This is a genomic window from Candidatus Agathobaculum pullicola, assembly GCF_052117205.1.
GTDB classification, from domain to species: Bacteria; Bacillota; Clostridia; order Oscillospirales; family Butyricicoccaceae; genus Agathobaculum; species Agathobaculum pullicola.
The window spans coordinates 1-11,008 of the sequence record NZ_JBQKJP010000064.1; the positions used below are offsets into that span (position 1 = coordinate 1).

Below are 11,008 nucleotides of genomic sequence, written 5' to 3' on the forward strand. Positions count from 1 at the left end.
TAAGTCCTCGATTGTTACCATGTGTATCGCCAGCTGCATCCCATCACCTCAGACTTTTTTCTTATTATAACATACCGCGAGGGCTGTTGCGAGACTTTGTCAACAGCGCCAACTTGTCCCAAAGTCCTTTCATAAGGAGAGAGGCCGAGGGGCGGTGCTCCGGCGTCGTCCCTTGGTCTGTTATTCATTTTTGAAGGAGGTACAATGGCGGATATCCTCTTAAAGCTCATACCGGCGGATTTAGAGAGCGGCGACATCCTTAACAAAGAGGTGGGGCGGAGGTACAATATACTTGGAAATACTGATTGTCCGACACCCGAGTAAGGAGGACATTTTGAAACAATCGGACAATAAAACTGTTCACGGCACAGCCGCCCTCTACTGCCGCCTGAGCCGTGACGATAACATGGACAGCGAGTCCAACAGCATTCAGAACCAAAAGAAAATCCTTTTGAAGTACGCAACCGACAACGGTTTCCCCAATCCTACGTTTTTCATTGACGATGGTGTGTCCAGGGTAACGTTTGGACCGTCCGGGCTGGAATGAGATGATCCAGCTGGCCGAGGCAGGAAAGGTTAAAATCGTCATTGTCAAGGATATGTCCCGCATGGGCCGTGACTATCTGAAAGTAGGCTATTATACCGAGAGTTTCTTTGCTGAACGCGATATTCGGTATATCGCCATCAATGACGGCGTGGACAGCGACAAAGGGGACAACGATTTTACTCCTTTTCGCAATCTGTTCAACGACTTCTACGCCCGCGATACCAGCGAGAAAATCCGGGCCGTCATGCGGGCCAAAGGAAATGCTGGAGAACACCTTTGCACAAATCTGCCCTATGGGTATCAGAAAGACCCGGCGGATAAAAAGAAGTGGATCGTGGACGAGGAAGCCGCCGAAATCGTAAAGCGGATTTTCGACCTGTGCATTGCAGGAAAAGGCCCCATGCAGATTGCCAAGCTGCTGACCGCCGAACACGTCTTTACAGTTAAAGCCCACTACGCCCAGCGGGACGGAAAGCCGCTGCCCGAGAAGCCGTATCATTGGGACCCGAAATCTGTCGCGGGGATATTGGAGCGGCCAGAGTACACCGACTGTACGGTGAACTTCAAGACCTATTCCAAGTCCCATAAGCTGAAGAAGCGGCTGCATATTGCCCCGGAGAACTGGGGGATTTTCGATGTGACGGCGCTGTTCTTTGATGATGCCATAGCATTTATGGAAGACGCGAAAAAACAACGGTTCCAAGAAGCAGAGAAAGAGGCCAAGAAGCACAAGCGTGAAATTTCCCAAGCGGAAAAGCGCATTGGTGAACTTGACCGCATTTTCAAGCGTATCAGTGAGGACGATATCAGCGGGGCAATCAGCTATGAACGGTTCTTAAAACTCTCCGCGGGCTATGAGGCGGAACAAAAGAACTGGCAGAGAAAGGTCAAGGCACGGCGGGAAGCGGTAGAAATCGTTGAACAGGATCAAGCCGACTTTGATAGCTTTGTAGCTATTGCACGGAAGTATTTGGGCATCCGGGAACTGACACTCACCATCGTCAATGAGTTTGTGAAGAAGATTATCGTCCATGCGCCGGATAAGTCCAGCGGCCACCACAGGCAGAAGATTGAACTGGTCTGGAACTTCATCGGAGAAGTCAATCTGCCGGGCAACGATCAGACCGTAGAACTGCAAAGAAAAGGCAGGACGGCATGACCTTTCCGCCATGCCGCCCTGCGACAATCAAATTACTTCCTTATGGGAGTGCGCGCCTTGAGGCGCGGCCTTTGTTTTTCTCTTCTCTCTGCCGTATGCCACCATTATTTCTTCAGACGGTTGACATATTCCAGAATGATATCCGTCGAATACTCTACACCCAAACGACCCGCATTAACACACAGATCATAGTGATCACATTTACCCCACACCTTGCCGGTGTAGTAATTATAATAAGTAGAACGTTGCTTATCCATCTTCTCGAGTGCAGCCTCTGGAGTCTTGCCTTCAATCTCATAGTCGCCGCAAGTCTGGATTCGTTTTACACGATTTTCAATGGAACCATGGATAAAGAAGTCAAACTTATTCGGGAAATCGCGCAGCACATGGTCTGCGCAGCGACCGACTATGACGCACGAAGAGTCCTCTGCCATCTCACGAATGATATTGGACTGTGCAAGATACAACTGATCGGTCAAACTCATCCCGTTCAGTCCAACCGAACCGAACATGGTCAGCGAATACAAAAAGCTATTAGTCGCACGTTTATCGAGTTGCTCAAACAATTTTTCATCAAAACCGGTTTTTTTCGCCGCACGGGTAATTAATTCCCGATCATAAAAAGGAATACCAAGGCGGAGCGCGAGTTTCTGGCCGATCTCTCTGCCCCCGGTACCATATTCACGGCCAATAGTAATGATCAGATTGTTATTCATAACGCACCCTCCTTACTGACTCTTATTATACAAATTGCATAATGGTTTGTGTTATCAGTATGCACCATTTTATGTTTTTTGTCAAGATTATTTGAGATTTTTTTGCAATCGGTAATATAGGAGTACAATACATCTTGGACAGTTGAATAAAAAAGGATGAAGGATAGGGCCTCATCGGTTAAAGTTGAGTTGCGACACTTAACTTGACGAAAAGGGGGCCATATCCTTCATGAGCAAGAGTATAACACAGGACATGGCGTATCGGCAATCTCTAATGAAGTACGCAGAGAAATACGGCGTCAGTCGCGCCAGCCGGAAGTACAACAAAAGCCGGTCGTACATTTACTTCTGGAAAGCTCGATGGGATGGCACGGTCGAATCCTTGTCCTGCCAGTCCCGGCGGCTTCACGGCCATTCCAATCAGCACACAGATGCAGAACTGAAACTAATCCGCAATATGCGCCGCCGCAATCCAGATCTGGGCATGGTGGAGTTGTGGCACCGGCTGCGGCTACGGGGTTATACCCGACGTCCGGAGAGTTTGTTCCGAGTCATGCGCAAATTGGGCCTATTTCCTGCTGTTTCAAAGAAAAAAGTGCATAAACCAAAGCCTTACGAGCAGATGACTTATCCCGGCCAGCGGGTCCACGTTGATGTGAAGGTGGTCCCCCGCAAGTGTATCACAGACCCAGAACTCCACCTGTTTCAGTATACTGCCATTGACGAGTTTACCCGCCTGCGATTTCTGGCTGCTTACCCAGAGCAGAGCACCTATTCCTCTGCCGACTTCCTGAAAAAGTTGTTCAAGTGGTACGCCCGCCGGGGCATTCGAGTGGAATGCGTCCAGACGGACAACGGTTTTGAGTTCACTAACCGCTTTTCCAACAGCAAACAGAATCTACCCACCCTGTTTGAGACGATTGCCGCTGCGTTAGGTGTCCGGCATAAACTCATCCGTCCCTACACGCCCCGCCATAATGGCAAGGTGGAGCGTAGCCACCGAGAGGATCAAAAGCGTTTTTATTTTTCCACTGCTTTTACTCCCTCCAAGACTTCGCAAGACAGCTTGCCGTCCATAACCGCCGCTCCAACAACTTTCCCATGAGGCCCCTGGGTTGGCTTTCTCCTTTAGAGTTCTCTGTCCAATATGTTTGACAAACCTACACAGTTCAAATCGTTAGTACGAGGCAGCGTAGAAGAAACGCTCAACGAGCTGTTGGAAGCTGAGGCAGAGAAACTCACACAGGCCGACCAGTACGAGCGCAGTGAGCAAATGGCAGGGTTACCGGAGCGGCCAATATAGCCGCAGTCTTACCGCCACTTCTGGAGATGTCACCCTCAAGGTGCCTAAACTCAAGGAGATCTCCTTTGAGACCGCTATCATTGAACGGTATCGCCGCCGGAAAAGCTGTGTGGAGGAAGCCCTCATTGAGATGTACATGGGGGCGTATCCGCCCGGCGTATGGAGGATATTACAGACGCGCTGCGGGGCAGCAAGGTGTCATTAGCGAATTAAACAAGAAAGCGTATGTCCACATCGAGGGTTGGCGGAACCGTCTTTTGCAAGGTGGACGGTACCCATGTCTATGTGGATGGATAGCGTGAAGTTCTGGGTGCGCCCCTGAGGACATGAAAGGGGGCAAGGCCAGCTGGGTCAGCTTCTTCCGGTAGATGCGTAGCCGTGGCTTGGACGGGATCAAACTGGTGGTTGGGAGACAAGTGTCTTGGTATGCTGGAGGCGAAGTGTTCCTTGATGAAAAATACCAGAGGTGTGCTGTTCGCTTTTACCGCAACGTGTTCTCTGTTACGCCTCGTCCCAAGGTGAAGCTAGTGGCCAAGATGCTGGGAGCGATCCGCGCCCAGGAGAGCAAGAAAGCTGCCCGGGAGAAAGCCAAAGCCGTGGTGGAGGAACTACGCTCCATGAAGCTGAAAGAGGCTGCCAAGAAGGTGGAGATGGCATTGAGGGAACGCTGACTCACTGCGATTTCCCCAGCGAACACTGGACCCGCATCCGTACCAACGATGTCATTGAACGGCTGAACTGGGAGATCCGCCGCCGCACTCGGGTGGTGGGCAGTTTCCCATACGGCAACTCTGCCCTCACGCTGGTCTGTGCTTGGTGCGCCATGTGGCCGGCACCCAGTGGAGCCACAAGAAGTACATAAATATGCAGCTCCTGAAGGCTTCCGTTGAGGGTGCCTTCTTTGCCGGCTGACTTCATTCATGCCTGAGTCTGCAAAACAAAGTGCGAAAAACTCTTGACACTACCTGAAGGAGAAGACAGAACCGACAACTGCATTGACTACAGTGTGCAGATTTTTCCCATATAGCGATTGAACAAAAACCAGGTCTGTGGTAAATTCCTTCAGACCTCGTAACCTATGTTCTCAATGCTCGATGTGGAAGAAAAAATTGAGTATCAAGCAGCTTCTGAATGATCAGATATGGCAATAATTTCTTCCGTAGAATCTGCTGTACCTTCGTCTATGTCATCCTGCGAAACAATTGCAATATTGGCAGAAAGAACTAACTGCTGAACACCTGTGCTGTCTGCTGGGCCAACGACAAAGGAAAGTGTATGAATACCAGGTTGTGCATCGACAGGAACTTTGATTGTATATCGACTGCTCGCCTGATCGTTAAATATGGTAAACGCATCATTGGAATAGCCGGCAATTGGTTGCCCATCCCATTGCCAGCCTGCGGGCAGCTGCACACGGTAAATTCCATTTTCACCTAATACATCTGCCGTAACCGTCAGGGTTTTCCCAGGGTATACCTCTGCGCTATGTATATTGAATGAGCCTGTATAAGAAATCGGACGCTGCTCAATCGGCACCGAGGTGTCCGCGCGCTTCTCCGTGCCATCCGGCATGGTTAACACAAAAGACACATCCAGCGTATCACCGGTCAACTCGCGGAGCGTATAGTTGAGGGTACTGGTTTTATTGGGGGTAACTTGAAAATTGTTGTTCCCATAATTGTTAACCGGCTCGCCGTTGACATACCACTGCGCTTTTGCGGTGTAATTTGCGGAAACACCGTTAAGTTGTACAGTGAAAGAAGCAGGCTGATAAGGGCGAACGCTGTCTGGCTGTGTTTTCATCGACACACTGGTTGCTGCACGGGACGCATCTCGCTTTTGGATCTGATCAAAACCGTAATCGAGGAGCTGGCGGGAGTCGGCAAAACGCTGTGCATCACTGGTTGATTTCATAACGACGGCAATCACACGACGACCATTACGCACGGCAGTTGTTGTGACGCAATATCCTGCCTGCGATATTGTACCGGTTTTAAAACCATCTAATCCTTCGTATGGAGCCATAGTGTTCAGCATATGATTGGTGTTATTATAATAAGCACCATTAAAACTAAAACCGCTCTTACTGGTGATCCGCAAAATGTCAGGGTAAGTGTCAATGAAAATTTTGGTCAGCGCGGCCTGTGAGCGAGGCGTAATATAATTGGGTTGTGCTCCGTGGCAGTTATAATAGGTCGCGTTCAACCCAAGTTCCTTTGCTGTTGCATTCATACGCGTGACAAAGGCACTTTCACTGCCGCTGATATGCTCGGCCATGGCAATACAGGATGCACTGGCAGACGGTATCATAATGAGATGCAGCAATGTATCTACGGTGTAGGTTGCGCCTTCTGTCAGCGGAACGGCGGTCGGATAGTTGGCATCGCGCGATTTGACAGCTACGTTATGACTAATTTTAACCGGAGTATCCAGTGTGATTGTACCGGCTTCCAGCTCCTGATAGATGATATAAGCGGTCAGGACCTTGGTCATACTGGCAGGAACGCGGGCAACGTCACCATTATAAGAATAGAGTTCTTCTCCGGTATCTCCATCCATGACAAAGGCGCTTTCTGCTTCAAAATTTAATGCAAGCGCAAATGGTATACTGCCGCCCATACAAACGACAACGGAAAGAAATACCGCAAGTATTTTTTTGTACATGATAAAACCCCCTTGCTTGTTATGCGCAGGTCAGCAATTAACCTGCGCAGATGCTATTTCTGTTTTGCAGAAAAATAGGAATAGTGTTATTTACTAGTTTAGCAGATATAACAAATAAAAGGAAGGGGCTTATACAACGAATTACTAAATATTGAAAAGTTCGGAATGTCAGATGCCTTGCATTTGAACAAGATATGAATTATGTTAGTATTTGCTTGACTTTAATAGGAAAAAATGGTTATATATATATCAATATGGGATAGATAGATGAGGGTTTGATAGTGAATTTAAATCGTGATACAATGAAAAAAATGTTGGGATTGATTGCATTTGCCATTTTGCTGTATGTTGGTTTGCAGAATACGAGAATGGTATCTTCTGCACTGCGGTATTTGGCAGGCTTGACCGCACCATTTTTAATCGGCGGGTGTATTGCATTTATTTTGAATGTTCCCATGCGTTTTTTTGAACAAAAAATTTTCACGCAGAAAAAGGGGAAGGGCAGTATGCGTATGCGCAAAATGCAGCGCATTTTCAGCTTAATGCTCACTTTGATTGTGGTTTTGGGTGTTATATCCATTGTGCTGTTCATGGTGGCGCCAGAGTTATATAAGTCGTTTGCCGCCATTGGGCGTGAAATGACCAGTTTTAGCAAGCGTCTCCCTCAGATTCTGGAAGATGCAGGCGAGCGTTTGCCGATGTTTGCGGACGAGATTGAAAAGCTCAAGGCAGACCTGCTGAATGTCAACTGGAAAGAAGTTGGCCAGATGGCAAAGGATTTCCTGCAAAACAGCAATTTCCTCAGCAGCACGGTAGATATTGCCACTTCTGTGGTCAGCGGCGTAGCCAATACAATTATCGGTCTGGTGTTTGCAATTTATGTCCTACTGCAAAAAGAAAATCTGGGTAGGCAGTTTCGCCGCCTGTTTTATGCGGTATTCCCGGAAAAACATGTCGACCGTTTTCTTGAGGTTTGCAATTTAACATCCGCTTCGTTTAATAGCTTTTTGTCCGGGCAGTGTCTGGAAGCATTTATCCTCGGTATGATGTTTTTTATCAGTATGTCCCTACTGAAAATGCCGTATGCCTTGGTAATTGCGGTGCTGATTGGCGTGACCGCGCTCATCCCGATTTTCGGTGCGTTTATCGGGTGTATTGTGGGTGCGTTCCTAATCCTTATTGTCAGCCCGATGCAGGCATTGTGGTTCATTGTGCTGTTCCTTGTGTTGCAGCAGGTAGAGGGCAATGTGATCTATCCTCGTGTCGTCGGCGGATCGGTGGGGTTGCCGTCCATTTGGGTACTGGTAGCCGTTACATTGGGTGCAAGCATTGCAGGTGTATTAGGTATTTTATTTGCGATTCCGGTTGTTTCTGTACTGTATGCGCTATTGCGTGAATATGTGCGCAACCGAATTCATGAACGCGGCATTGCGGACCAGAAAATACAATAAGTATGGCGGCCTGAAAAGTTTTGGGCCGCTTTGCTTCATACAAATATAAACAAATCATGAATTTTCTACTTGCCCCTTGATTTTTCCATGATAGTGGATTATCATATCAGTGTTGGCACTCTGGTGATGAGAGTGCTAATACCAAAAAATAGAGGTGCATACACATGGCAAAGAAGCAGTTTAAAGCGGAATCCAAACGGCTATTGGATTTGATGATCAATTCCATTTACACACATAAAGAAATTTTTCTGCGTGAATTGATTTCAAATGCGTCGGATGCAACGGATAAGCTGTACTATAACGCAATGAAAGAAGGCCGAACCGGCATTACACGCGACAGTCTGCCGATTGAAATTACGTTAGATAAGGAAAATCGTAAATTTGTTATCGAAGATCACGGCTGCGGCATGACAGCGGAAGAATTGGAAAGCAATCTGGGCACGATCGCGCGCTCCGGTTCGCTCGCGTTTAAAAAAGAAAATGATGCGATGGATGATGTGGATATCATCGGTCAGTTTGGCGTAGGTTTTTATGCAGCATTCATGGTGGCAAGCCATGTGGAGGTTGTCTCCCGCGCGGTCGACAGCGAGGAGGCCAACTGCTGGGAGTCGGACGGTGCGGCAGGCTATACCATCATTCCTTGTGAGAAAGCGGAAAACGGCACGCGTATTACGCTGACAATCAAGGAAAATACGGAAAACGAGAATTATGATGAGTTTCTCGAGTCTTACCGCATCCAGTCGCTGGTGAAAAAGTATTCGGATTATATCCGTTACCCGATCAAGATGGATATGACACGCTCGCGCATGAAGGAAAAACCTGCGGATGCAGGTGAAGATTATCAGCCGGAGTGGGAGGAATATACCGAAAATGTAACGCTCAACTCCATGGTGCCGATCTGGAAGAAATCCAAGAAAGAACTTAAGGATGAGGATTACAATTCCTTTTATACCAGTAAGTTTTACGACTATCAGCCGCCGCTGTGTCATATTCACACCAATGTAGAAGGCGCAGTAACTTACACGGCGATGCTGTTCATTCCGGCACACGCGCCGATGGACTACTATACCAAGGATTATGAAAAGGGCTTACAGCTGTATTCCAACGGCGTACTGATTATGGATAAATGCGCCGACCTGCTGCCAGATCATTTTAGTTTTGTCCGTGGTATGGTCGATACAGCGGATCTGTCGCTGAATATCTCCCGTGAAATGCTGCAGCATGACCGACATCTGAAGGCAATCGCGCAGAGCTTGGAAAAGAAGATTAAGAGCGAACTGCTTAAGATGCAGAAGGATAAGCGGGAAGATTACGAGAAGTTCTGGCAGGCGTTCGGCCGTCAAATTAAATATGGTGCCTATGTGCAGTACGGTGCGCATAAGGAATTGCTGCAGGATCTGCTGATGTACCATTCTTCGACCGAGGATAAGCTGGTAACGTTGGAAGAGTACGTTTCTCGCATGAAGGAAGATCAGAAATACATCTATTATGCCTGCGGCGAAACTGTGGATAAGATCAAGCTGTTGCCTGCAATGGAAACACTGCGCGATAAGGGCTATGAGGTTCTGTGTCTGGATGATAATATCGACGAATTCTGCATCAAGATGTTGGTAAGCTATCAGGAGAAGGATTTTAAGTCCATTGTTGATGCGGATCTGGGGCTGGATAGCGAGGATGACAAGGAAGAGATCAAAAAACTTACTGAAGAAAAGAGCGCATTGCTCACCGTATTGGGCGAAGCCCTGTCCGATAAGGTAAAAAAGGTGGAACTGACGCGCCGGCTGAAGAGCCATCCGTGTTGTCTGCGCGCAGAAGGCCCGGTGACGCTGGAAATGGAGAAGGTGCTTAACCAACAAGCGATGGATGACAGTCAGCGCGTGCATGCTGATCGTGTGCTTGAACTAAATGCAGAGCATCCGATTTTCCAGAAGCTTTGCCGCCTACAAGAAGAAGGCTCGGATCAGTTAAAGACCTATGCAGATATTTTGTATACACAGGCCCTGTTGATCGAGGGACTGCCGGTAGATGATCCGGTTGCTTATGCAAATGCCGTTTGTGATTTAATTTCTTAAATCAAGATTAAATTTGAAGGCAAGGAGGCGCGCCCGGTGAAAAAGATGCTATGGATTTTGAATCCGCATGCCGGACGGGGCGCAATGAGCGGGAAGATTATCGGCTGCGTCAATGCGTTCCAACAGGCTGGCTATGAAGTGACGTTATATGTTACGCAGGGTGCGCAGGATGCAACTCGTATGGTTCGTGAGCGTGCCCGGGAGTTTGACCGCATCGTATGTGCGGGCGGTGACGGTACGCTTAATGAAGTGGTAACGGGTTTGATGGAGTCCGAAGTTCGTCCGCCTCTCGGCTATATTCCCGCCGGCACAACCAACGATTTTGCGCTTAGCTTGGGTATTTCCAAAGTTCCGGTAGAGGCGGCCGCAGTCGCTGCCGGAGATAATTTGCAGGCACTTGATATAGGAAGGTTTAATGACCGATATTTTAACTATATTGCGGCATTTGGTGTGTTTACTGAAGTATCCTATGCAACGCCGCAGCAGTCCAAGAATATCTTTGGCCGCGTAGCTTATATCATGGAAGGTGTCAAAGCGCTAACCAATATTAAGCAGCATCATATCTGCGTAAACAGTGCAGAGATGACGCTGGAGGATGACTTCATCTTTGGCATGGTTTCTAATTCTGTGTCAGTGGGCGGCTTCAAGGCGATTACACCGAACGGTGTGGCTCTGGATGACGGTTTGCATGAAGTGCTGCTGGTTTATCCAGTGGAAAATCCGATGGAGCTGCAATGGTTGGTGAATGATCTGTTGACACACAACATGGAATCAACCCGCTTTGTTTACTTCCGCACCGCGCAGATCTCATTTGATGCGGATGAAGCGGTGCCATGGACGCTGGATGGCGAATTCGGGGGTGCAACGCAGCGGGCAGAGATTGCCAACTGCGCTCGTGCCATCACGTTTGCAACCGGTAGCAATGCCAATTTGGAACAACCTTCGCACTGAGAACAAATTAAGGCAGCCCCCCTGTATAGGAGTAGTGAACCGCTACCCGTCAAGAGGACAGTGAAAAAGTATAAAGTTTTCCCGGCCGGCAGCCTGTAGGTTGCTGGCCGCTTTTTATGCAGTGAGGCATAACTGGTGCTTCTCC

At 48.3% G+C, this 11,008-nt stretch carries 8 protein-coding genes and 1 pseudogene; 7 read left to right on the forward strand and 2 right to left on the reverse strand.

The genetic code is table 11. The annotated features are described in order from the left end of the window. Positions 1-334: 334 nt before the first annotated feature. Both ACTQ3V_RS14605 and ACTQ3V_RS14610 read left to right on the forward strand, forming a co-directional pair. Complete coding sequence (locus ACTQ3V_RS14605; protein ID WP_441468156.1) at positions 335-547, forward strand: recombinase family protein; 213 nt, start codon at positions 335-337, stop codon at positions 545-547. A gap of 1 nt (position 548) precedes the next feature. Beyond that, on the forward strand, positions 549-1,706 hold the full coding sequence (locus tag ACTQ3V_RS14610) for a DUF4368 domain-containing protein (RefSeq protein WP_441468157.1): 1,158 nt from the start codon (positions 549-551) through the stop codon (positions 1,704-1,706). Positions 1,707-1,810: 104 nt separating this feature from the next. Here ACTQ3V_RS14610 and ACTQ3V_RS14615 read toward each other — a convergent pair whose 3' ends face one another. Then, complete coding sequence (locus tag ACTQ3V_RS14615; RefSeq protein ID WP_441468158.1) at positions 1,811-2,422, reverse strand: cytidylate kinase-like family protein; 612 nt, start codon at positions 2,420-2,422, stop codon at positions 1,811-1,813. A 229-nt stretch (positions 2,423-2,651) separates the two neighbouring features. Here ACTQ3V_RS14615 and ACTQ3V_RS14620 point away from each other — a divergent pair, with 229 nt between their 5' ends. Both ACTQ3V_RS14620 and ACTQ3V_RS14625 read left to right on the forward strand, forming a co-directional pair. Further along, entirely contained in the window at positions 2,652-3,527 is an 876-nt protein-coding gene (locus tag ACTQ3V_RS14620; protein WP_441468159.1) for a DDE-type integrase/transposase/recombinase, read from the forward strand. Positions 3,528-3,569: 42 nt separating this feature from the next. Further along, positions 3,570-4,637 (forward strand): annotated as a pseudogene (locus ACTQ3V_RS14625) (transposase). A 204-nt stretch (positions 4,638-4,841) separates the two neighbouring features. On the opposite strand, the gene ACTQ3V_RS14630 reads toward ACTQ3V_RS14625, so the two are convergent. Continuing rightward, the gene (locus ACTQ3V_RS14630) at positions 4,842-6,389 is read right to left on the reverse strand and encodes a D-alanyl-D-alanine carboxypeptidase family protein (protein ID WP_441468160.1); all 1,548 of its coding nucleotides are present in this window, start codon (positions 6,387-6,389) and stop codon (positions 4,842-4,844) included. Positions 6,390-6,757: 368 nt separating this feature from the next. On the opposite strand from ACTQ3V_RS14630, the gene ACTQ3V_RS14635 reads away from it, so the two are divergent. The 3 genes from ACTQ3V_RS14635 (at position 6,758) to ACTQ3V_RS14645 (ending at position 10,863) form a co-directional block, all read left to right on the forward strand. Next, the gene (locus tag ACTQ3V_RS14635; RefSeq protein ID WP_441468162.1) at positions 6,758-7,840 is read left to right on the forward strand and encodes an AI-2E family transporter; all 1,083 of its coding nucleotides are present in this window, start codon (positions 6,758-6,760) and stop codon (positions 7,838-7,840) included. Positions 7,841-8,004: 164 nt separating this feature from the next. Continuing rightward, complete coding sequence (gene htpG, locus ACTQ3V_RS14640) at positions 8,005-9,912, forward strand: molecular chaperone HtpG (RefSeq protein WP_441468161.1); 1,908 nt, start codon at positions 8,005-8,007, stop codon at positions 9,910-9,912. 45 nt (positions 9,913-9,957) lie between these two features. Beyond that, a complete protein-coding gene (locus ACTQ3V_RS14645) occupies positions 9,958-10,863 on the forward strand; it encodes a diacylglycerol/lipid kinase family protein (protein WP_441468163.1) in 906 nt (301 codons plus the stop codon). Positions 10,864-11,008: the final 145 nt, after the last annotated feature.

Bases quoted from the DNA above. Each gene is read 5' to 3' on its own strand.
- ACTQ3V_RS14630 (WP_441468160.1), bottom strand. From the start codon at position 6,389: ATGTACAAAAAAATACTTGCGGTATTTCTTTCCGTTGTCGTTTGTATG.
- ACTQ3V_RS14610 (WP_441468157.1), top strand. From the start codon at position 549: ATGATCCAGCTGGCCGAGGCAGGAAAGGTTAAAATCGTCATTGTCAAG.
- ACTQ3V_RS14620 (WP_441468159.1), top strand. From the start codon at position 2,652: ATGAGCAAGAGTATAACACAGGACATGGCGTATCGGCAATCTCTAATG.
- ACTQ3V_RS14645 (WP_441468163.1), top strand. From the start codon at position 9,958: ATGCTATGGATTTTGAATCCGCATGCCGGACGGGGCGCAATGAGCGGG.
- ACTQ3V_RS14615 (WP_441468158.1), bottom strand. From the start codon at position 2,422: ATGAATAACAATCTGATCATTACTATTGGCCGTGAATATGGTACCGGG.
- ACTQ3V_RS14635 (WP_441468162.1), top strand. From the start codon at position 6,758: ATGGTATCTTCTGCACTGCGGTATTTGGCAGGCTTGACCGCACCATTT.
- htpG (WP_441468161.1), top strand. From the start codon at position 8,005: ATGGCAAAGAAGCAGTTTAAAGCGGAATCCAAACGGCTATTGGATTTG.